This window comes from Spongiibacter sp. IMCC21906 (genome assembly GCF_001010805.1).
Classification (GTDB): Bacteria; Pseudomonadota; Gammaproteobacteria; order Pseudomonadales; family Spongiibacteraceae; genus Spongiibacter.
In genome coordinates, this window is record NZ_CP011477.1 from 3,257,965 (window position 1) to 3,279,499 (window position 21,535).

The window sequence follows — 21,535 nt, forward strand, 5'->3', positions numbered from 1 at the left end:
TGTTTACAACAGAGAGGGCGCCGTAAGGCGCCCTCTTGATTACGGCTTAAGGCATAAATCTGTTGTTAGTGATCACTCAAACCACAGAGCTTGACCACGGTTAGCTGGGTCAAGACCGTAGGCCCAACCAGCTGTCCAGTCGTCATCAGCCGTTACTGCGCCAACAAATGCACGTCCTTCGGTTGGCGTAACAGTGGCAGCAGCGCCACCAACAACCATGTCGCCGACTAACAAAGAGTAGAAGCCATTAAGAATTTCCAAATCAGCATTGCTTGCAGAAGTGGGATCTTCACCTTCGGGTAGAGACTGATAAATCTGATTGCCACTATCCGTTAAAAACGTTTCCTGAGTCGTACCCGTACCATCCAAGTCATCACCATCGGTTAGATCCTGGCAAGCAAAGATTGATTGCTCGATAACCAGATCACCCTCCAATGCGGCTCTCTCACCTTCATTATCAATACGCAAACACCAGTTAGCCGCATCAGGAGCTTGATCAGCTTGATACGCTGTTGTTACAAGCGCATTAGAGATAGTTGGATAGTGGGCTTCGCGAATACGTAGACCCTGGCCTTCTTCATGGGTACCCGTGCCGTCAGCACCGTTAATGTCTGCCTTACCACTCACCTGAGATGGTGAAATAATGCAGGTCAGATTTTTGATGGTGGCGCGTGAGTTCAAGCCCCGAGAAATCAAGTCTGCAACGTCAGTACGACCGTCGTAGCTACCAACACCATCAGACTCAACGCAACGGTTGCCATCAGTTTCAGACTGAATAACCAATGCGTAATCAATAGTGCCCTGATAGCCTTCATCGATATCGATAGAGTCATCGTTTACATACAAGGCAACGTAGTGGCTGATATTGACCGCGCCACCAAACATTTCAATACCGTCGTCATAGGTGGCGTAAGCTTGCAGGTAATCAACCTTAGTCTCAGAACCCACAGCGTCAAAAGCAATACCATTCAGCTCGTTATCTTCTTCAACCTGAGCGCCGGTGTGCTTAACGATGAAGTATTTCAACACACCCGAGTTGTCTTCGTTGTTATCACCGCCGTAGTGAGTCTGACCGGCGCCAGCCTTACCTTCAGCTGCAACGTGGCAATCAGAAGTCGCTAAATCACCGCCATCAACAGAACCTGTGTAAGCGCATTTATTCGTCACACCAAAGCCGTTAATGATCAAACCGCCCCACTGCTGTACATCTTCTGGGTCAACACTGTTTTCAACCGCATCACTGACTGAAGTAATTGTGATCGGATCATTCATCGCGCCTTCAGCAAAAATCTGCGAGCCACGGTTAATCACCATATAATCGTCTGAAGATTGAAATGCTAATGTCGCGCCAGCTTCAATCTGAATGATTGAGCCATCACCGCCTTCGCTGATACCCGCAGCCGCCATGTCGGCATCATTATCGTAATTTTTACCGACCGCTAAGCTATCGCGAAATACATGTACGCCATTATTAGCCAACTTAACAAAAGTCACTCGTGAACTTGGGCCAATATCAATGGGATTAGTCAGGCTGACGAAATCCGTCCCGTACACACAGTTAACACCGTCCAATGAACCTTGCCGTGTTGTGCCATTATCATCCGAATAGCTGGCACAGCTGTTGGTTTGACCGGGGTCACCGCCGCCACCGCCATTGCCGGTGGAATTGTTTTGGGCGTTGATATTCACGTCACCGCCACCGCCACAGGCCGCCAGCAACAGCGCTGAACTTATCGCCGATAATGCAAAAAGCTTTTTCATTTGAAGTATCTCCAGAATCTTGTGATTCGGTTTTCTAGGTGTGTGTTTATGACGGCTATACTAGGTGGGCTTCGTGACAGAACTGTGAACGGAATATTTCAATTAAATGACAACTTGGCGTTAATAACAGTGGCTCAGGTTTCGACATAGCTTTTTGTCACCTGCACGGCAGGTGGATACCCTGAGCTCGTTTGCTGTCACATGAGATACATAGCTTGAGAGGTGCACTTATGCAATTAAAAAATATGAGCCTATTGCAAACCCAGCTCTACATTAATGGCCAGTGGCAAGACGCTGCCACTTCTCGGCAATTTGCCATAAACAATCCCGCCGACAACCGCCATATTACGGACGTTGCCGATGGTGCAGGCGATGACACCCTTGCCGCTATTGCCTCGGCAAAATCCGCCCTACCGGCATGGAAAAGTAAGACGGCCAATGAGCGGGCCATTATTTTGCGGCGCTGGTATGAGCTGATGATGGACAACCAAGATGATTTGGCAACGATTCTCAGCACCGAGCAGGGAAAACCTTTAGCAGAAGCCAAGGGCGAAATTGCCTACGGGGCCAGTTATGTTCAGTGGTTTGCGGAAGAGGCCCGGCGTATTGAAGGCGATATTATTGCCCCTCCAAGCAACGACAAACGCTTAATGGTCATCAAACAGCCTGTGGGCGTGGTGACGTCGATCACCCCATGGAATTTCCCCAATGCCATGCTGGCACGCAAGGCAGCCCCTGCCCTCGCCGCCGGTTGTACCTTTGTCGCCAAGCCCGCTAGCGAGACGCCCTTGTCAGCATTGGCGCTGGCCGTACTCGCCGAAGAGGCTGGCATCCCTGCAGGGGTATTTAATGTGGTGTGTGGCAGCGATTCCGCTGCTATCGGCCAAGCAATGACCGATTCGCCCTCAGTGAATAAATTGAGTTTTACGGGTTCTACCGCGGTAGGCAAAAATTTGCTGGCCCAATGTGCCACTACCGTCAAAAAAACCTCAATGGAATTGGGTGGTAATGCACCTTTTATCGTTTTTGATGACGCCGATATAGAAGCTGCCATTGCGGGTCTAATGAACTCGAAATTTCGCAATGCGGGCCAAACCTGTGTGTGCACCAATCGGGTTTATGTACAAAGCGGCATTTACGATCAATTTATTGAGGGGCTGACATCGGCAATGAAAGCCTTAAAGGTTGGACCCGCAACAGAATCAAGCGTCGATATTGGTCCATTGATTCACAGAAAGGCCGTCGATAAGGTTCAGGAGCTCATTGACAGCGCGATTGCCAACGGCGCTGTTCTCTCTTATCAAGCCAAACTTGAAGAGATGGGCAGTAACAACTTTTATCCCCCCACCTTGCTCACCAATGTGGGGCCAGAGATGGCTATCTGCCAAGATGAAATTTTCGGTCCGGTTGTTGCTGTGCAACGCTTTAACGATGAGGAAGACGCCGTAGCCGCAGCGAACAACACCGAGGCGGGGCTAGCAGCCTATTTTTACACTCAGGATATCGCCAGAACCTGGCGGGTAGGTGAAGCGCTGGAATACGGCATTGTCGGCATCAACGAAGGGCTGATTTCCAACGCTATGGCACCCTTTGGCGGGGTGAAACAATCTGGCTTTGGCCGCGAGGGCTCTAAGTACGGGCTGGATGATTATCTGGAGATTAAATATCTCTGTCTGGGTGGTTTAGCTTAAATTCTAGCAACGCTGAAGCACCCTACAAACAAAAACGCCAGCACTAGGCTGACGTTTTTGTTTCGCAAGGCTATAAGGCTAATCAATCAAACGGATGGCGCAGCACGATGGTTTCTACCCGGTCAGGACCGGTGGAAATAATATCGATGGGCACACCGACGATCTCTTCAATGCGTTTAATATACGCACGGGCATTGGCGGGCAACTCATCCAGAGACTTGGCTCCCACTGTGGATTCAGTCCAGCCTGGCAAGGCTTCATAAATCGGGGTGATATCGCCGTAGTCTTCGCAATCAAAAGGCGCCGCAATAGACTGCCCATTCGCATCGCGATATTCCACGCACAAATTGACGGTTTCCAGGCCATCAAGCACGTCCAGCTTGGTTAAGCACAAACCGGTTACACTGTTGATGCGCACTGCCTGGCGCAGAGCAACACCGTCAAACCAACCACAGCGGCGGGCACGACCGGTGGTCGCACCAAACTCATGGCCTTGTTTGGCAAGGTGCGCACCGATGTCGTCAAACAGCTCAGTAGGGAAAGGACCACTGCCCACTCGCGTAGTGTAGGCCTTGGTAATACCCAACACGTAATCGAGGTACAGGGGGCCAAAGCCACTCCCTGTCGCCGTGCCACCCGCAGTAGTGTTCGACGACGTCACAAACGGGTAGGTGCCATGGTCGATATCCAACAAGGAACCTTGTGCCCCTTCAAAGAGGATATTGGCGCCTTGCTCCCGGTACTCATGCAGAGCACTGGTCACGTCAACCACCATCGGCCGCAGCTCCAGAGCCATGCGCAGGGCATCGTCCAATGTCTGCTGATAATCCACGGCGTCAGCTTTGTAATAGTGGGTCAGCATAAAGTTGTGATATTCCATCACTTCTTTCAGCTTTACCGCAAAACGCTCAGGGTTAAACAAATCACCCAACCGCAGGCCACGACGAGCTACTTTGTCTTCATAGGCAGGACCGATACCGCGACCTGTGGTGCCAATTTTGGCATCACCACGGGCAACTTCACGAGCCACATCGAGGGCGACATGATAAGGAAGAATCAGCGGACAGGCTGGGCTTAAGCGTAAACGCTCCCGCACCGGTACGTTTTTCTCTTCCAGTTCACCCATTTCTTTCAACAAGGCCTCGGGGGATAAGACCACACCGTTGCCAATCAAGCAGGTCACGCCATCGCGTAAAATACCTGAGGGAATCAGATGTAAAACCGTTTTTTCGCCGCCAATAACCAGGGTATGTCCGGCGTTGTGCCCACCTTGAAAGCGGGCAACGGCCTCAGCTTGATCCGTCAATAAATCGACGATCTTGCCTTTGCCTTCATCGCCCCATTGGGTGCCCAGCACCACCACATTTTTACTCATATATCCGCGTCTCTGGATAAGAATTAAATATTAATTAGACGACAAGGGCACAACAGCCCACTTGTCATCCTTGTAAACGACCTGACGATCACAATTACCGGCAACCGCTTCACCAGGAAGCCCAGCAATAACCTGCTCGCCCTGCTCTCGCAATTGCTGAACAAACTGCCAATGTTCCGGCGACTCGTTAAAAGCGGCATAAATTGCCGGTGCCGGTGTTGCAGGAGCTAACAACCCCAGTAATGCTTTTAGATCGATACTAAACCCGGTTGCCGGGCGCGCCCGGCCAAACACCTGACCAATATCGTCGTAGCGGCCACCTGAGGCCAATGCCTGGCCGTGCTCGCGCACCAGCGCAGAAAACACCAGCCCGGTGTGATAGTGGTAACCACGCAACTCGGCAAGATCAAAGTAGAACTGCAAGTTTGGAAACCGTGCCATCAGTGCCCGCGACAATTGCGTCAAAGAATCAATAGCCGCCACAGCCGCAGGAATATCCGCGAACAGCTCGCGGCCACGACTTAAGACATCTGCCCCGCCATGCAGGCTATTCAATGCCAGCAAATACTTGGCAGCCGTATTATCTGTGTTTAAGCCCGCTACAAAATCGTTTAACTCAGTCACCGCTTTGCGTTGCAAAATATCGAAATAACGTTGTTCTTGAACATCATCAAGCCCAGCCGCCTCAACCACCGCCCGATACACGCCGACATGACCGCTGTCCAAGGTAATGCCATCCAGCCCCGCCACGTGCAGGGTTTCCAGCATTAAACAGACAATTTCTAAGTCACTGGCCGGGCTATTATCCCCGTATAGTTCTGCCCCCAATTGGATAGGCGAACGGGAGACCAGCGGTTTTTTAGGCTTAGTATGCAAAACACTACCGGCATAGCACAATCGTACTGGGCCTTCGCGATTCAAACTGTGGGCATCTATTCTTGCTGCTTGGGGAGTGATATCTGCCCGCAAGCCCATCATTCGACCGGTGAGTTGATCGGTGACCCGAAAAGTCAGTAAATCAATATCACTGCCCAGCCCGACTAACAATGATTCGGTGTATTCCAGCATAGGCGGAATCACCAATTCATAGCCCCAGCTATGATAAAGGTCCAATAGACGGCGACGTAAATCTTCCACCTGCGCAGCTTGGGCGGGCAGAAGTTCTTCAACACCATCGGGGAGTAACCAGCGGTCTACCGAAGTCATAGCGCTCTTCAAATTCTCTTGCAGGGTCGCCGCTAACGCAGCCACGTAAGTAGAACAAGCCCAGATATCATGCTCAGCAAGCCCACCCAACGCACCTGCTTACTCTCCATATCGGCTAGCCGGTATACCCATAAACGCCAGCGCTCAGGACAAATAAAAGGAGCAAGCCCCTCTAAAACCAGCACTAAACTGAAGGCTACGGCGAGTTCCTGCCACATGATAGGGTCTTGCCTATTTATACATAAAAAAACCGCACCGGCCGATGACGTTTCCGTCTCGGCCGGTCCGGGGGATCGAATGATACCACAGTCCCCGCGATGCGAGGAATGCAAAGGCTTATCTCTAGCGCTTAAGATTACCTTGCTTCAAGTAACGAAAAAACTCGCTATCTGAATCTAACACCAGCATATCGCCGTCGCTGTTAAAGGCAGCTTTATAAGCCCGCAGACTGCGAACAAAGGCATAAAACTCGGGGTTGGCATTATAAGCAGCGGCATAGGTCCGCGAGGCCTGGGCATCACCTTCACCACGAATAATCTGCGCATCTCGGTAGGCATTGGCAGAAATAATGGTGCGCTGACGATCCGCAGTCGCGCGAATTTTCTCAGCCAATTCACGCCCTGTAGAACGATGCTCTCTGGCTTCCCGCTCTCGCTCAGACTTCATCCGGTCAAAGACTGACTGGCTAACCTGAGCAGGCAAGTCAATGCGCTTCACCCGCACATCAACAAGCTCGATACCAAACTCACTCACCGTAATGGTATTGAGATCACGGGTCAGATCCGTCATCAACAAATCCCGCTCACCAGACACCACCTCATGGAAGGTCCGTTCACCAAACTTGTTCCGCAACCCGGTATTAATACGCTGAGCCAGCAAGGCATCGGCACGAATCTCTTCACCGTTAGTCGCGGTGTAGAATTTTTGGGTGTCGGTGACCCGCCACTTGGCATAAAAATCCACGTCCAAGGGCTTCTTCTCAACCGTTAGAAAACGCTGAGTCGGCGCGTCCAACGTCAGAATGCGGCGCTCAAACTTTCGCACTACGTTCATAAACGGGGCTTTAAAATGTAAGCCGGGTGGCACATTGGGGTTAACCACCTCACCAAACTTGAGCATTACCGCTCGCTCAGTTTGCTTAACGATAAACAGCGAGTTGAAGCCCAAAACAATGGCGCCAACCAACACGATCACAATGGTAAAACTACGGCTATCCATGATTAGCGACCCTCCCGACGAGTGCTTTGACTATCCCGACGAAGTTGCTCTACCACTTTGTCAGTCAGTTCGCGAATATCAACATCTTGACTGCTGCCAGTCCGCTTAACACTGCTCTTATCCATCAACTTATCTAACGGCAGATACATCATATTGCTGCCGCCATCCACATCTACCATGACCTTTGACGAGTTGCTGTAAAAGTCTTGTAGCGCGTCAATGTACAAGCGCTCCCGGGTTACTTCAGGGGCCTTTTTATACTCCGTTAATAACTGAGTAAAACGCTGAGCTTCACCTTCTGCCTCGGCAATCACCTGCTCCTGATACGCCTGGGCTTCTTCCAGCTGACGCTGGGCTGCACCGCGAGCTTCAGGAATAATGCCGTTGGCATACGCTTCGGCTTCGTTTTTCAAACGTTCCCGATCTTCTTTAGCGCGAGTCACATCATCGAATGCGTCCTGCACCTGAGAGGGCGCCTGAGCATCTTCAATATTCACCTTGGCCACCAAAATACCGCTTTGGTAAGTATCCAGGTAGGCTTGCAACCGCATTTGAGTGGCTACCGCAATTTCTTCCCTGCCTTCAGTAATAACCTGATCCATTTTGGAGCTACCAACAACATGCCGCAGCGCACTTTCTAGGGCGTGCTCCAAGCTCAGTTCAGGGCTTTTTACTTTCAGCACAAAATTTGCCGGATCGTTAACGGTGTATTGCACCGACAAAGCAACGTCGACAATATTTTCGTCTTCGGTCAGCATTTGTCCGCGGCTGTGCGCCGAACGCACCTTGGTAACGTTGATTTTCTGGACTTCATCAACCAACGGCGGATTCCAGCGTAAGCCCGGCATAACCGTCGCGTGATACACCCCTAAGCGCAACACGACTGCTCGCTCCTGCTGATCTATCTGATAAAAACCAAACAGCCCCCAGATAATCACAGCCAAAACAGCAACCGCAATCAGCGTGCTACTGCCAACCTGAAAATCGCCGCCACTTTTACCGCTGTTTCCACCACTACCTTTGCCGCCAAACAGCTTGCTCAAACGGTCTTGTAGTTTCTTCAGCGCCTCGTCGAGATCTGGCGGCCCCTGGTCTTTTCCTCCCCAAGGATCTTTACCGTTATTACCACCACCCGGCTCATTCCAGGCCATATTTATCTCCCGTGATTTTTAATTTGAGGCACCAGATAAATCGCATTCACGATCTATCACATATTGTCATTGTTAGTAATTTGGACGCGAACCGTCGCAATGCGACTAAATCATTGGCCCGGGAGTCTAGCAGATTTCCCCAGCCCTGCTAAGCGTCTGCGCCCAGCAGTAAATCTTCTTCGTGCACTGACTCCGCCGCCAGAAAACGCTGCCAATCCACCGCAGGCAACCTAACATGGAGCTTTACGCCACCATTAACGTCGGCTTCTTCATTTTGAACCGCATTTAAATTATACAGTTTTGCCCGCAAGCGTCCCTGTTTGGGGCTGAGGCGAATATCGGTTTCGACCACTTCTGCACAAAGCAACTCAGTCAAGGCCTGCTCAAGCAGCTGCAACCCTTGCTGACGACGGGCAGAAAGCCAAACGCGGATTGGCTTGCCTTCGTCATCTCTGTCGATCCGAGGCTCAACCCCCATCAAGTCTGTTTTGTTATACACCTCAAGCATGGGAATAGCGTCGGCGCCGATCTCAGTCAGCACAGACATCACCTGCCGGGCGTTTTCCTGTCGTTCAGGGTCTGCCGCATCCACAACATGAACCAGCAAGTCTGACTGCACCGCCTCTTCCAAGGTTGCTCTAAATGCTTCTACTAGCTTGTGCGGAAGATGGCGAATAAAGCCCACCGTATCCGCCAGCACAACAGGCCCAACATCGGTAATAGGAATACGTCGAACCGTTGGATCCAATGTCGCAAACAGCTGGTCGGCGGCATAAACCTCAGACTCGGTAAGGGTATTGAATAGCGTAGATTTACCCGCATTGGTATAACCAACAAGTGAAACAGCGGGCACATCTGCCCGACGCCGGGCTCGACGGGCTTGATCCCGTTGCTTACGCACTTTTTGTAAGCGCGCTTGAATGCTTTTAATTCTGGCCCGGAGCAAACGGCGGTCAGTTTCAAGCTGAGTTTCACCCGGGCCCCGTAAACCGATACCACCTTTTTGCCGCTCAAGGTGAGTCCAGCCCCGAATCAGCCGAGTCGACATATGCTCCAGCTGGGCCAGCTCCACTTGAAGCTTACCTTCGTGGGTACGCGCCCGCTGGGCAAAAATATCTAAAATAAGCCCGGTACGGTCGAGCACTCGGCATTTGAGCTCTTGCTCAACATTGCGCTCTTGACTGGGGGAAAGGGCATGATTAAACAACACCAATTGGCCATCGTTATCGGCCAAGGCACTGCGGATTTCTTCGAGTTTGCCGGAACCGACAAACAGACGCGAATCGGGATGCTGACGCTTGCCAGTGATGAAGGCAACCGGATCACCCCCTGCAGAGGTGACCAGCTGCACAAACTCGTTGGCATCTTCGCGCTCGTCTTCACTGTTTAGATCCAGGTGCACGAGAACTGCGCGCTCACCAGAATCAGGTCTTTCAAATAGCAAGGACGAACCTCAATAAACGAAAACTATTCAGATTTATACTTCTTCTTGCTCGTCGTCTTCTGGCGGATGTGCCATTGGCAGACGAACAACGCGAGAAGGAACAACGGTAGAGATGGCATGCTTATATACCATCTGGCTGACTGTATTTTTCAACAGCACGACAAACTGATCAAATGACTCAACCTGGCCCTGTAATTTAATACCGTTTACCAAATAGATGGAAACCGGAATACGCTCCTTGCGAAGAATATTCAGATAAGGGTCTTGTAAGCTGTGCCCTTTTGACATGGTGTAGCCTCCTTGTGCCCAAATCGGGCGTTAAATAAAGTCGTATTAAAATAAATCAGCGCTTCTAGAATATGCAATCAAATAGGCGCTTGTTGTGGCCTTGTAACATGGACCAGCCGAGCTAAGACAAAAAAGTATAACTCAAGTTCTAGCCTTACGGCAGCGACATTTCACCGATCACCGCATTTATCTGTTGTTCTTTTGGCAATTCACTGTTTATCCACTGCAATTGTGGCCATCCCCGCAACCAGGTGAGCTGCCGCTTAGCCAACTGCCGACTTGCAACCAATGCTTTTTCAACAGCGGTGTCTCGATCATAGTCACCCTGCAAATATTGCCAGACTTGCCGATAACCCACAGCCCGAATGGCTGGCAGATCTGCATGAAGATCCCCTCGGGCCATCAACCCCTTAACCTCATTTTCAAAACCCGCTTCAAACATCTGCTGCAACCGCAGCTCTATGCGCCGATGCAGCTCTGCACGCTCACCGGGGGCAATCGCAAATTGATAAACCCGGTAAGGCAACACGCTTTCGGCCTGCTCCGCTTGCAGCTGGCTCATGGTTTTGCCGCTGACGCGATACACTTCCAAAGCCCGGCTTAAGCGCTGCGAATGATTGGGGTGAATACGCGCGGCACTGTCAGGGTCGACCTCCGCCAATTGAGCATGAACGGCGGGCCAACCTTCTCGCAAGGCTAATGCATTAATGTCTTCCCGTACCGATAAATCAGCCGAAGGCATATCTGCCAAGCCCTCCAATAGCGCTTTGAAGTACAGCATAGTGCCACCCACCAAGAGTGGAATTTTTCCCGCCCGGCTGATGCGCGCCATTTCCGCCAAGGCATCCCGCCGGAAATTGGCCGCTGAATAAGCGTCACTGGGATCACAAATATCCACCAATGCGTGGGGATATTGAGCCAGGGTTTCAGGGTCGGGTTTGGCACTGCCAATATCCAAGCCGCGATAAACCAAGGCGGAGTCGACGCTGATCAATTCACAGGGAAGTGTCTCACTAAGAGCTATGGCCAAATCCGTTTTGCCCGAAGCGGTGGGGCCCATCAAAAAAATCGCCGCGGGTAAATCTTCAGCGCTATGGTTGGCCGTATTCTGAGCGCGGCCGTTACTGACCACGCAAAAACCACTTATCTAATTCAGACATGCCCACCTGAACCCAGGTGGGACGACCATGATTACACTGACCGCTGCGCTCTGTCGCCTCCATATCGCGAAGCAAACCGTTCATTTCAGGAATCGTTAATCGGCGATTGGCCCGCACCGAACCGTGGCACGCCATGGTGGATAAAATCTCATTGCTGTGCTCCCGAATTCGGTCGGTGGTGCCGTATTCCAGCAAATCCGAAAGCACATCACGCACTAACTGCTCCACTTGACTATTGGCCAGCATCACCGGCACTTCCCGCACGATCAGGGCTTCTTCAGACACTCGCTGCAAGCCTAAGCCAAACTCACTAAACACGTGCTGATGCTGCTCGGCACAATCCGCCTCGCGATGGCTTACCGCAATGCTCATTGGCACCAGCAGCGGTTGGCTACGAATGCCCTCACCATCTTTGGCCAATTTCATACGCTCGTAGGTAATCCGTTCATGGGCAGCGTGCATATCGACCATAACCAAGCCATTGGCATTTTCCGCCAAAATATACACACCTTTTAATTGTGCGAGGGCATAACCCAGCGGGGGAATCTCTGCCTCTTCCGGCATCGCGGCAACGTCCAGGCTAGAACGGCTCTGCAAGCGCTGATACGCAGAAACCTGCTCTCTAACTTGTTGCGACGAACCCGGCGCGCCCTGAGAGAAATATTGGGGCGCAGCATTGCCGCCAACTCCCGGTTCAGGGGCAGCCCGCCCAAGAGAAACCTGCTCATGAGAAGCTAATGGCATCGCTGACTGAAATGCTGGCGAGGGTCGCTCCAATTGGTCTGGCTCAGCCAAATTAGCCTGCTGGGTAGTATCTTCTGGGCGCACATCTGCCAAGACCTGATGCAGAGTGCGAAAGATAAAATCATGAACTACGCGACCATCCCGAAACCGAACTTCATGCTTGGTGGGGTGCACATTGACATCCACCGAGGCGGGCGCCAGTTCAAGATATAAAACAAAGGCGGGATGGCGGCCATGAAACAGCACATCGCGGTAGGCTTGGCGCACAGCGTGGGCCACCAGCCGGTCTTTAATATAACGACCATTAACGTAAAAATGCTGTAAATCAGCCTGACTGCGCGAAAAACTCGGTAAGGCGACCCAGCCCCAAAGCCGTAGCCCCATCACTTTTCGATCAATGAACAAGGCATTTTCCATAAACGCCGGGCCACATACCGATGCCAGACGCCGCTCTTGCTCCAATTGATTATGGGCTGGTTTTAAACTGTGCACAGCCTTGCCGTTATGGCGCAGACTAAAGCCCACCTCAAAACGCCCCAGCGCTTGACGCTTAACCACTTCTTCAAGATGACCAAACTCGGTTTTTTCAGTACGCAAAAACTTGCGTCGGGCCGGGGTGTTAAAAAACAAATCCCGCACCTCAACCGTGGTGCCTCTGGGGTGGGCAACAGGTTCGACGACCGCCGCCATATCCCGCCCCTCGCTACGGGCACACCAACCGGCAGCATCACCCTCTTGCGCCGTGCTTAAACTTAAGCGAGACACGGAGCTAATACTGGCCAGCGCCTCCCCCCTGAAGCCCAAACTGGCAACGGCTTCCAGGTCTTCTAAAGCAGAAATTTTACTGGTGGCATGACGGCTCAACGCCAAAGGTAAATCCTCTTTACCAATGCCCTCACCATCGTCCCGGCAGCGAATCAACTTGATGCCGCCATCTTCCACCTCGATATCGACCCGGCTACCCCCGGCATCCAAGGCGTTTTCCAATAACTCTTTAACCACAGAGGCTGGCCGTTCAACCACCTCACCGGCGGCAATTTGGTTAGCCAGCCGAGGATCTAACAAACGAATTTTAGTCATTACGAAGCAGGTATCTGAATTTTTTGGCCAACCCGAATCTGGGTATTAGACATTTGATTATGGCGAAGCAGCTCACCCAGGGAGATTTTGTAGCGCTGGGCGATCCCGGACAGGGTGTCACCTCTGGCAATAATATAATCTTCCGGCACCGCAGGGGCACTCACTTCACCGCGTTTTACAGCGGCAAAATAGGTATCGGGCGGCGGGCTGTCGCGGAAGTAACGATCAATGCCGTGATAAATGGCTTGGGCCATTTTGTACTGATAATTAGCCGTTTTTAAACGACTGGCTTCTGTTGGGTTTGAAATAAATCCGGTCTCAACCAACAATGACGGAATATCCGGCGACTTCAACACCGCAAAGCCCGCCTGCTCAACCCGGCGACTATGCAGTCGAGAAATTTTGCCCATTTCCCCCAGCATCTCAGCGCCCACACTGAGGCTAGCATCCAAGGTTGCGGTCATCGAAAGGTCGGTCAACACCCCCGCCAGCACATGATCTTTATCGGACAAGCTCACACCGCCAACCAAATCTGATTCATTCTCTCGCTTGGCCAAAATCCGCGCCGTGGCGCTAGTGGCTCCGCTTTTAGAGAGCGCGTATACCGAGCTACCGTTCGCTTGAGGGCTGGTAAAGGCATCGGCGTGAATCGATACAAAAAAGTCGGCCTGGGCCTTGCGGGCCAAGTCCCGGCGTTTGGCCAAGCCCACGTAGTAATCACTTTTACGAATCATCACCACCTGATAGCCTTTTTTAGCTTCGAACTTGGCTTTCAGTTTATTGGCAATCTGCAGAACAACGTCCTTTTCCCGCAAGCGACCCGGCCCTATCGCACCGGGGTCTTCACCGCCATGACCGGCATCAATAGCAATCACCACATCACGTCGGGCGCTACTGTCGACACTTTTCACCACCCGCTCAATTTCAGTCTCGCCCTCCCGATCCAAAAAATCGATAACAAGACGGTCGTGCAACCCGGCATTGGCTGCCAAAAAAAAGCTTCGGGCCTGAACACTGGCGCTTAAATCAAACACCATCCGCAAACGGCCATCAGGCTTGCTGGCGTAACGCAGTTTTTGAATGGGGCTGCCTTCAAAATTCAAGGCGGCCGTATCCACCGAGCCTAAAGAGGCCTGACTGATATCGACAACGAGACGATCGGGATTGCTGAGGCTAATGACTTCATGCTGAACCGGACCACTGAGGTCAAAGACCACCCGGCTGTGGTCCGGTGCCCGCCAAAAGCGAACATCGCGGACTTCTGCAGCCTGCGCCAAGGCAGTAAACAAAAGCAGGCAACACTGGGCTAGCACTAAGGCCAGCAGTTTACTTGGTTTCATATTGGCTCAATTGCGCAAGAATTTGCCGCCCGGTGTCACTCTGCGTTTGCAGACTCAAAAGACGGCCCCCACCTTGCTGAACAATGCTAACCATTAAATCGGCCGTTGGCAAAACGCCTCTGCCGCGCTCGGGCCACTCCACCAGACAAATGCTCTGGCCGTCAAAATAATCCCGTATGCCCATATACTCCAGTTCCTCAGCATCGCCCAGCCGGTAAAGATCAAAGTGATATACCGAGACCCCAGCTAAGCTGTAGGGTTCAACGAGGGTATAGGTTGGACTCTTAACGGCACCTTGATGACCCAGCGCCGTTAAAAAGCCGCGACAAAACGTGGTTTTCCCTGCACCCAAGTCACCGTCTAAATAAATCATGGCACCCATTGGGCAAGCACCGGCCAGCTTGCCCCCCGCGGCTACGGTTGCCGACTCATCAGCGAGATTCCAGCGAACGTCCATTCACCACCATTTGTAATTTATCGACCACATCCATCGCCAACAGGCCTCGCTCGCCGCCCAATTCTGCAGCAATATCTCCAGCCTGTGCATGTAACGACGCCCCCAGGCAGCTTGCCTCTGTGCCTTTCATCCCCTGAGCCATTAGCGCCCCAATCACACCGGACAGGATATCCCCCATACCGCCGCTTGCCATACCGGGGTTGCCGCCCTGACTCACAAAGATTGCAGCATCCTCATTGCCAGCATCCTCATTGCCAGCACCGGTCATTCCAGCGTCTGCAATCCCGCGGCCTACAATCCCAGCGCCCGCAATCAAAGTGCCAGGCCCTTTGAGCAACACCGTCGCCTGGTAGCGTTCTTGAAGTTTCGCCACTGCCGTAAAACGATCATGTTGAATCGCTTCAGTGGACTCACCCAAAAGCCGCCCTGCCTCACCCGGATGGGGTGTAAGCACACGGCAAGTATCAGCGGACACATTTAAAGAAGGATCCTGCGCCAACAGGTTTAAGGCATCGGCATCTAGCAGGGTAGGTTTATTCGCCGCCAATGCCGCCTTAAGTAATTCTGCACCCCAAGCATCGGTGCCCAAACCGGGGCCAATAACCACGACCGAGCAACGCGCTAACAATGGCGCCAAATCTACCCCAGATTCGACGCCCAACGCCATCACTTCTGGCCTGGCCGCACAAAACGCCGGCAAATGTTCTGCCCGAGTCGCACAACTCACCAAACCCGCACCACTCCGGGCTGCTGCCGAGGCGGCCAATAACACCGCCCCCGCCATGCCTTTATCACCACCAATCACCAGAACATGGCCAAAACTGCCTTTGTGAGACAGTTTGGAACGCGTACCCAAAGACGCCATCAATTTCACCGGACTCACCCGATAAGACGCAGGTTCAATCTGCTTATAAAGCTCCCCAGGTAAATCAATTTGGTTCAACAGCAGATCGCCAACATAATCCACCGCCTCGCCGGTATACAGCCCCTGCTTTAAACCGACAAAGGTCAGGGTCGCAGTGGCGTGAATAGCGTCACCCAAGGTACGGCCCGTATCGCAACACAGCCCAGAGGGAATATCGATAGCCAATACCGGCGCGCCACTGGCGTTAATCATCGCAATCACCTCGGCGTATTCCTGCCGCAGCGAACCGGACAAACCAATGCCCAACAAAGCATCCACCACCAGCGACTGCGGCGACAACGTCGCTCCCTGCCAGGGCTGGATTTCCACACCCTGCCGCTCAGCCCATTGCCGGGCAGACAAGGCGTCGCCTTTTACATTATCCGTCATGGCCCACACTTTAACGGGCACACCACTTTCAGCCACCAGCGCGGCCAGCACATAACCATCACCGCCGTTGTTGCCGCCTCCACAAAATATTTCGATGGGGGCTTTTTCTGGCCAGCGGTCCTCCAAGTACTGAAAAGCAGCCTGCCCTGCTCGGGTCATTAACTCTATCCCGGCAATACCACTATCTATGGCCAGAGCCTCAAGCCGTCGTATCTGCGCACCGCGATACAGTGACGTAGGCATGGCAATTTCAGCCAAAATGTTCTGTGACATACACAAGCTATCCCAGAGTGTAAAATACCCCCACATGATAACGCGCCAAGGCGCTGACGTAAGCTAATGAAAGATGAAACAGACCACAATGCCGAGCTAGACACGCTGGCCCAGTCGCTAAAAGACTGGGCCAAAGAACTGGGGTTTGCCCATTTAGGTATCACCTTGGCTGATCCGGTCCATCATGCCGAGCGACTCCGGGACTGGCTCGCCAAAGACTTTCATGGCGAAATGCACTATATGGCCAACCGCGAAGCCCTGCGAGCCAACCCCGCAGAACTATTACCGGGGACCGTGAGAGTCATCAGTGCCAGAATGGATTATCTGCCCGACGCCGCCGCGACCGAAGCGATTCTCAACACCCCAGAAAAAGCCTATATCTCTCGTTATGCCCTGGGCCGGGATTACCACAAGCTAATCCGTAAACGCCTGTCTCAACTTGCCCAAAAACTGCAAGCCGAAGGCGGCGGCCAGCACCGCGCCTTTGTGGATAGCGCCCCGGTATTAGAGCGCGGCTTTGCCGAACAAGCCGGACTGGGCTGGATAGGCAAAAACAGCATGCTGATCAACAGCAAAGCGGGGTCATGGTTTTTTCTGGGCGAGATTTACACCGACATTCCGCTACCTGTCGACCCGCCCCAGCCAAGCGGCCATTGCGGTAGCTGCACCGCCTGCCTGCAAGATTGCCCCACTGCGGCCATTGTGGCCCCATATCAGGTGGATGCCCGGCGCTGTATTTCTTATCTCACTATTGAATTAAAAGAGGCCATCCCCGAAGAATTCCGGGCGCCAATGGGCAACCGCGTCTTTGGCTGCGACGATTGCCAACTCGTCTGTCCATGGAATAAATTTGCCCAACCCACCGCAGAAACCGACTTTGCCCCCCGGCACCAACTGGACAACAGCGATTTGCTAAGTTTATTTATGTGGACTGAAGAAGAGTTTTTACGCAACACCGAAGGCTCGGCCATTCGCAGAATTGGTTATGCTCGCTGGCTGCGGAATTTATCGGTGGGCCTGGGCAATGCGACGTATCAGGCCAATATCGTTAACGCCTTGCAACAGCGCCGCAACGAGCTTGATACTTGCCATCAGGACGCCACAGCCTATGACGCTACAAATAACACGACCGACACGAACGCAATGCTGGCCGAGCACTTTGACTGGGCCCTTCAATGCCAACAACAAAAAGCTGACTCACTGAAGACCCCGCATCAGGCCTGATTACACCTGCAAAAAATGCTCGCGGTAATACTTCAACTCATTAATCGAATCATGAACATCGTCCAGCGCCAAATGGGTAGCATTTTTCTGCAAACCATTCATCAACTGGGGCTGCCAACGCTTGACCAGCTCTTTGAGGCTGCTGACATCCAAATTGCGGTAATGGAAATACGCTTCAAGCTGAGGCATCTCCCGGGCCATAAAGCGGCGGTCCTGACAAATGCTGTTGCCACACATGGGTGACGCGCCTGGCTCGCTGTACTTATCTAAAAAGGTCAACGTAAGGCGCTCAGCTTCTGCGGCAGTAATGCAGGTTTCTTGCACCCGCTTGGTCAAGCCAGAACTGCCATGCTGCTTCGTATTCCATTCATCCATCCCCGCCAACACCTCGTCGGGCTGGTGAATGGCCAACACCGGCCCCTCGGCCAGCACATTCAAATCGGCATCGGTGACCACGGTGGCAATTTCAATAATATGATCGTTCTGGGTATCCAAACCCGTCATTTCCAGATCGATCCAGATTAAATTCTTCTTTTTGGACATGCCCCACCCACTCTATCTTGATCGCCAGAACCGACCACCGGCCCCGAACAATTGCCAATTGTATCAGCCTCGCCGCACTCACTTCACCTGCAGCCAACATCACAATTGACTGCAAACACACAATTGGCACTGGGTAGTACCACCTTCCCTGCAGTAAACTAGCCGCCACGGTTACAGAGAGTCCTAATGAGCAAACGCAAAATAAGCCGACAACAGCGCTGGCGCATCGAGAAAATTCAGGCCGAACGCAGCGAGCGCGCCACCCGCCGCCAAAACCAAATTGAAGATGCCATTGGTGAAGGCAAGCTGGGCGAAGAGCAATACGGCCTGATTGTCAGCCACTTTGGCCAGCAGGTAGAAGTTGAAGGCCGCGACGGCCAGAGCCAGCGTTGCCATGTGCGCAGCCAGGTGGGCGACCTTGTGACGGGGGACGAAGTAGTATGGCGAGAGGGCAACCCCACTGGAGCAGTTGAAGCCCGAAGGGAGCGCAACTCCTTACTGTCTCGACCAGACAACCACGGCAAGCTCAAACCGGTTGCCGCCAACATCAACAAAATTTTAATTGTGTTCGCCGCCCGGCCTCTCCCCCACGGCAATCTGATTGATCGCTATTTGGTCGCAGCAGAAAATACCGGCATTGCGCCGATGTTGGTGCTAAACAAATACGACCTGATTGACGACAGCAATCGGCAAATGCTCGACGAGCTCCTTAAACGTTACCAAGACATTGGCTACCCGGTGGTTCGCGCCTCCACCAAAACAGAAGACGGTCTCTATCAGCTCAAGACTCATCTCAAAGATCAAGTCAGCGTATTTGTCGGCCAATCTGGCGTGGGCAAATCATCTTTGGTCAACAGCCTGCTCCCCGGCACCGATACGCGAGTCGGCGCCCTATCTGAAGGTACTCACAAAGGCCGACACACCACCACCACCGCCCGCTTGTTTCATTTTCCCGAGGGTGGCTGCCTTATCGATTCCCCTGGCATCAGGGAGTTTGCACTGTGGAATTTACAGCGCGAGGATATTGCCAGTGGCTTCGTCGAGTTCAGCCCTTTTATCGCTCGCTGCCGATTTCGCGACTGCAAGCACGAGCATGAGCCCGGCTGCGCGCTGATAGCAGCAGCAGAATCAGGGCAAGTGGATGAACGCAGGCTCGCCAGTTACCGTCAAATTGTGCAGAGTTTAGAGGATTAAACCCTCGCAAAAACTGATAAAACCAGCGTAAACGTGGTCCAATAATCACACCCGGCGCGCTGCTCCACAGCATTGTTGCTGATACAATCAGTCATCATCCAGTTTAGCAGCGCAGCAGCAAACTCAATCTAGCAAGCAGATATGTAAAGGCAGAAATATGATGGATAACTTGCCACTCCTTATTGAAGCAGATCAACTCAACGAGCTCCTCCGCGAGCCCGGCCTGCTGATAATTGATGTCTGCAGTGCAGAAAACTATGCCCGCCACCATATTCCCGGTGCGGTGCATATCGCCCCTTCAGAACTGCAATCTGGCGTTAAGCCCGCCGTAGGCAAACTGCCAACTAAAGCCGCGCTACAATCGCTGTTTCAACGGGTGGGCTTAACCCCCGACAGCCATGTTATCGCCTACGACGACGAAGGTGGCGGCTGGGCAGGACGACTCATTTGGACATTAGACGCCATCGGTCACAAACACTACAGCTACCTCAATGGCGGCTTACACGCCTGGGTAGAAGAAAATCACCCCGTCCAGCAGGTCGCCGCAGACCCCAAGCCCAGCGACATCGAAATTGCCCTGGACACCACCCCCGTCGCCGAGATTGAAGATTTTATCGCCATGCTCGATAACCCCCAATTGCGGATATGGGACGCCCGCTCCCCAGAAGAGTACCGAGGCGAAAAAGTTTTTGCCGCCCATGGTGGCCATATCCCCGGTGCCATCAACCTCGATTGGCTGGAGCTCATCGACAAAGAAAACAATATGCGTCTAAAAGAGTTAAGCAGCCTGCAGACACGGCTGAACGAACTGGGGCTGAGCAAAGATAAATCGATTATTACCCACTGCCAAACCCATCACCGGTCTGGGCTAAGCTATTTGCTAATGAAAATCCTCGGCTACCCCAACATCAAGGGCTACCACGGCTCTTGGGGTGAATGGGGCAATCGCAACGACACCCCAATAGAAACCGGGGCAGACCACCGCAGCAGTGCGCAACAGCCTTGAGTGAAATAAAACCTCTCAGCAACCACGATAAAAAGGACAACAGGTGAAAATTGTTTTTATTATTTTTCAATATTTACTGCCACAACAATGCTTATCCCGGCTGGTGGGGCGCTTGGCCGAGTGCACCACGCCGTGGCTGAAAAACGCCCTGATCAAACGCTTTATCCGCCACTACGGCGTCGACATGAGCGAGGCCGCCGAGCCCGACCCAGAGCTATACAGCAACTTTAATGCGTTTTTTACCCGGGCATTAAAAGAAGGCGCGCGGCCCATTGCGGAAGGCAGTCACGATATTGCCTGCCCCGCCGACGGCGTTGTCAGTCAGTTGGGCAAAATTTCTGCAGGACGCATTTTACAAGCCAAAGGCCAAGACTATTCCCTCAATCAACTCTTGGCCGGTGACCAGGCAATGGCCGCACAATTTATCGACGGCCACTTTGCCACCATTTACCTGTCACCCAAAGACTATCACCGTGTGCATATGCCCCTGGACGGCGAGCTTCGCAGCAGTACCTATGTCCCCGGCCAATTGTTTTCAGTTAACCAAACTACCGCCGATAATGTCGCCAATCTCTTTGCCCGCAACGAACGTCTAATCAGCGTGTTTGATACCGACGCCGGGCCAATGGCGGTGATCCTGGTCGGCGCCATGATTGTGGCTGGCATCGAAACTGTCTGGACAGGACAAATTGCCCCCCCACCCCGGCAAATCAGCACCCAGCATTACCCTCGCCAAGAAGCGGTCAGTCTCAAAAAAGGTGAAGAAATGGGTCGTTTCAAACTGGGGTCCACCGTCATCCTCTTATTTGGCAAAGATCAAGTAGAGTGGGCGTCGCAATTTGGCCCCCTCAGCCCCACCCGGCTTGGAGAACCACTGGGATCACACAAAATCGTCAGCGCTTAAACCCTAGCTGCCGCAGAGAGAGGGCCGTGACCCATCTCTGCATAGGCAAGCCTTCTGGCTTACCTTGCGTCCTTAAAGATAATTTAGGTATAAAAACCTATCCCCCAAACGGCGAGCAGCGATTATTCTCAGTAGCATTAGTCTATTGCACATCCCTTAACTACCGGTTTATTAACCACGGG

The 21,535-nt window shown here is 52.6% G+C and carries 19 protein-coding genes; 5 read left to right on the forward strand and 14 right to left on the reverse strand.

Annotated features, from left to right (window positions below; genetic code table 11):
- Positions 1–72: 72 nt before the first annotated feature.
- On the reverse strand, positions 73–1,761 hold the full coding sequence (locus IMCC21906_RS15115) for a hypothetical protein (RefSeq protein WP_047012855.1): 1,689 nt from the start codon (positions 1,759–1,761) through the stop codon (positions 73–75).
- 230 nt (positions 1,762–1,991) lie between these two features.
- Here IMCC21906_RS15115 and IMCC21906_RS15120 point away from each other — a divergent pair, with 230 nt between their 5' ends.
- Positions 1,992–3,452, forward strand: a complete 1,461-nt coding sequence (locus tag IMCC21906_RS15120; protein ID WP_047012856.1) for an NAD-dependent succinate-semialdehyde dehydrogenase — start codon at positions 1,992–1,994, stop codon at positions 3,450–3,452.
- An 82-nt stretch (positions 3,453–3,534) separates the two neighbouring features.
- Here the strand turns inward: IMCC21906_RS15120 and IMCC21906_RS15125 are convergent, their stop codons facing one another.
- From IMCC21906_RS15125 to IMCC21906_RS15180, 12 genes are all read right to left on the reverse strand, one after another.
- The gene (locus tag IMCC21906_RS15125) at positions 3,535–4,827 is read right to left on the reverse strand and encodes an adenylosuccinate synthase (protein ID WP_047012857.1); all 1,293 of its coding nucleotides are present in this window, start codon (positions 4,825–4,827) and stop codon (positions 3,535–3,537) included.
- A 30-nt stretch (positions 4,828–4,857) separates the two neighbouring features.
- A complete protein-coding gene (locus IMCC21906_RS15130) occupies positions 4,858–6,033 on the reverse strand; it encodes an ATP phosphoribosyltransferase regulatory subunit (protein ID WP_047012858.1) in 1,176 nt (391 codons plus the stop codon).
- Positions 6,034–6,065: 32 nt separating this feature from the next.
- Positions 6,066–6,251 carry a DUF2065 family protein gene (locus tag IMCC21906_RS15135; RefSeq protein WP_047012859.1) on the reverse strand — a complete coding sequence of 62 codons (186 nt, stop codon included), beginning with the start codon at positions 6,249–6,251 and terminating at the stop codon, positions 6,066–6,068.
- A 124-nt stretch (positions 6,252–6,375) separates the two neighbouring features.
- Positions 6,376–7,251, reverse strand: a complete 876-nt coding sequence (gene hflC, locus IMCC21906_RS15140) for a protease modulator HflC (protein ID WP_047012860.1) — start codon at positions 7,249–7,251, stop codon at positions 6,376–6,378.
- A gap of 2 nt (positions 7,252–7,253) precedes the next feature.
- Positions 7,254–8,402: an FtsH protease activity modulator HflK gene (gene hflK / locus IMCC21906_RS15145; RefSeq protein WP_047012861.1), complete on the reverse strand. Its 1,149-nt coding sequence runs from the start codon at positions 8,400–8,402 to the stop codon at positions 7,254–7,256.
- 148 nt (positions 8,403–8,550) lie between these two features.
- Positions 8,551–9,846, reverse strand: coding sequence for a ribosome rescue GTPase HflX (hflX, locus tag IMCC21906_RS15150; RefSeq protein ID WP_047012862.1), 1,296 nt, complete (start codon positions 9,844–9,846; stop codon positions 8,551–8,553).
- 33 nt (positions 9,847–9,879) lie between these two features.
- Positions 9,880–10,134, reverse strand: a complete 255-nt coding sequence (hfq, locus tag IMCC21906_RS15155) for an RNA chaperone Hfq (RefSeq protein WP_047012863.1) — start codon at positions 10,132–10,134, stop codon at positions 9,880–9,882.
- Between the two features lie 154 nt (positions 10,135–10,288).
- On the reverse strand, positions 10,289–11,194 hold the full coding sequence (gene miaA / locus IMCC21906_RS15160) for a tRNA (adenosine(37)-N6)-dimethylallyltransferase MiaA (RefSeq protein WP_047013484.1): 906 nt from the start codon (positions 11,192–11,194) through the stop codon (positions 10,289–10,291).
- Positions 11,195–11,255: 61 nt separating this feature from the next.
- Positions 11,256–13,118 (reverse strand): DNA mismatch repair endonuclease MutL, encoded by a 1,863-nt coding sequence (mutL, locus tag IMCC21906_RS15165; protein WP_047012864.1) that lies wholly within the window; start codon positions 13,116–13,118, stop codon positions 11,256–11,258.
- A complete protein-coding gene (locus IMCC21906_RS15170) occupies positions 13,118–14,458 on the reverse strand; it encodes an N-acetylmuramoyl-L-alanine amidase (RefSeq protein ID WP_047012865.1) in 1,341 nt (446 codons plus the stop codon). The genes mutL and IMCC21906_RS15170 overlap by 1 nt, the downstream gene beginning before the upstream one ends.
- A complete protein-coding gene (gene tsaE / locus IMCC21906_RS15175) occupies positions 14,445–14,915 on the reverse strand; it encodes a tRNA (adenosine(37)-N6)-threonylcarbamoyltransferase complex ATPase subunit type 1 TsaE (protein WP_047012866.1) in 471 nt (156 codons plus the stop codon). The genes IMCC21906_RS15170 and tsaE overlap by 14 nt, the downstream gene beginning before the upstream one ends.
- Positions 14,890–16,482: an NAD(P)H-hydrate dehydratase gene (locus IMCC21906_RS15180; RefSeq protein WP_082117569.1), complete on the reverse strand. Its 1,593-nt coding sequence runs from the start codon at positions 16,480–16,482 to the stop codon at positions 14,890–14,892. The genes tsaE and IMCC21906_RS15180 overlap by 26 nt, the downstream gene beginning before the upstream one ends.
- Positions 16,483–16,548: 66 nt before the next feature.
- Here IMCC21906_RS15180 and queG point away from each other — a divergent pair, with 66 nt between their 5' ends.
- Positions 16,549–17,706: a tRNA epoxyqueuosine(34) reductase QueG gene (gene queG, locus IMCC21906_RS15185; protein WP_047012867.1), complete on the forward strand. Its 1,158-nt coding sequence runs from the start codon at positions 16,549–16,551 to the stop codon at positions 17,704–17,706.
- On the opposite strand, the gene orn is transcribed toward queG, so the two are convergent.
- A complete protein-coding gene (gene orn / locus IMCC21906_RS15190; RefSeq protein WP_047012868.1) occupies positions 17,707–18,249 on the reverse strand; it encodes an oligoribonuclease in 543 nt (180 codons plus the stop codon).
- Positions 18,250–18,435: 186 nt separating this feature from the next.
- Between orn and rsgA the strand changes: the two genes are divergently transcribed.
- The 3 genes from rsgA to asd all read left to right on the forward strand — a co-directional run bounded on the left by rsgA (position 18,436) and on the right by asd (position 21,353).
- Positions 18,436–19,443, forward strand: coding sequence for a small ribosomal subunit biogenesis GTPase RsgA (gene rsgA, locus IMCC21906_RS15195; RefSeq protein ID WP_047012869.1), 1,008 nt, complete (start codon positions 18,436–18,438; stop codon positions 19,441–19,443).
- Positions 19,444–19,600: 157 nt separating this feature from the next.
- Positions 19,601–20,449, forward strand: a complete 849-nt coding sequence (locus tag IMCC21906_RS15200) for a sulfurtransferase (protein WP_369795799.1) — start codon at positions 19,601–19,603, stop codon at positions 20,447–20,449.
- A 43-nt stretch (positions 20,450–20,492) separates the two neighbouring features.
- The gene (gene asd / locus IMCC21906_RS15205) at positions 20,493–21,353 is read left to right on the forward strand and encodes an archaetidylserine decarboxylase (protein ID WP_047012870.1); all 861 of its coding nucleotides are present in this window, start codon (positions 20,493–20,495) and stop codon (positions 21,351–21,353) included.
- Positions 21,354–21,535: the final 182 nt, after the last annotated feature.

Coding starts and splice junctions, on each gene's coding strand:
- IMCC21906_RS15115 (WP_047012855.1), bottom strand. CDS start 1,761: ATGAAAAAGCTTTTTGCATTATCGGCGATAAGTTCAGCGCTGTTGCTG.
- IMCC21906_RS15120 (WP_047012856.1), top strand. CDS start 1,992: ATGCAATTAAAAAATATGAGCCTATTGCAAACCCAGCTCTACATTAAT.
- IMCC21906_RS15125 (WP_047012857.1), bottom strand. CDS start 4,827: ATGAGTAAAAATGTGGTGGTGCTGGGCACCCAATGGGGCGATGAAGGC.
- IMCC21906_RS15130 (WP_047012858.1), bottom strand. CDS start 6,033: ATGACTTCGGTAGACCGCTGGTTACTCCCCGATGGTGTTGAAGAACTT.
- IMCC21906_RS15135 (WP_047012859.1), bottom strand. CDS start 6,251: ATGTGGCAGGAACTCGCCGTAGCCTTCAGTTTAGTGCTGGTTTTAGAG.
- hflC (WP_047012860.1), bottom strand. CDS start 7,251: ATGGATAGCCGTAGTTTTACCATTGTGATCGTGTTGGTTGGCGCCATT.
- hflK (WP_047012861.1), bottom strand. CDS start 8,402: ATGGCCTGGAATGAGCCGGGTGGTGGTAATAACGGTAAAGATCCTTGG.
- hfq (WP_047012863.1), bottom strand. CDS start 10,134: ATGTCAAAAGGGCACAGCTTACAAGACCCTTATCTGAATATTCTTCGC.
- miaA (WP_047013484.1), bottom strand. CDS start 11,194: ATGGGCCCCACCGCTTCGGGCAAAACGGATTTGGCCATAGCTCTTAGT.
- mutL (WP_047012864.1), bottom strand. CDS start 13,118: ATGACTAAAATTCGTTTGTTAGATCCTCGGCTGGCTAACCAAATTGCC.
- IMCC21906_RS15170 (WP_047012865.1), bottom strand. CDS start 14,458: ATGAAACCAAGTAAACTGCTGGCCTTAGTGCTAGCCCAGTGTTGCCTG.
- tsaE (WP_047012866.1), bottom strand. CDS start 14,915: ATGGACGTTCGCTGGAATCTCGCTGATGAGTCGGCAACCGTAGCCGCG.
- IMCC21906_RS15180 (WP_082117569.1), bottom strand. CDS start 16,482: ATGTCACAGAACATTTTGGCTGAAATTGCCATGCCTACGTCACTGTAT.
- queG (WP_047012867.1), top strand. CDS start 16,549: ATGAAAGATGAAACAGACCACAATGCCGAGCTAGACACGCTGGCCCAG.
- orn (WP_047012868.1), bottom strand. CDS start 18,249: ATGTCCAAAAAGAAGAATTTAATCTGGATCGATCTGGAAATGACGGGT.
- rsgA (WP_047012869.1), top strand. CDS start 18,436: ATGAGCAAACGCAAAATAAGCCGACAACAGCGCTGGCGCATCGAGAAA.
- IMCC21906_RS15200 (WP_369795799.1), top strand. CDS start 19,601: ATGATGGATAACTTGCCACTCCTTATTGAAGCAGATCAACTCAACGAG.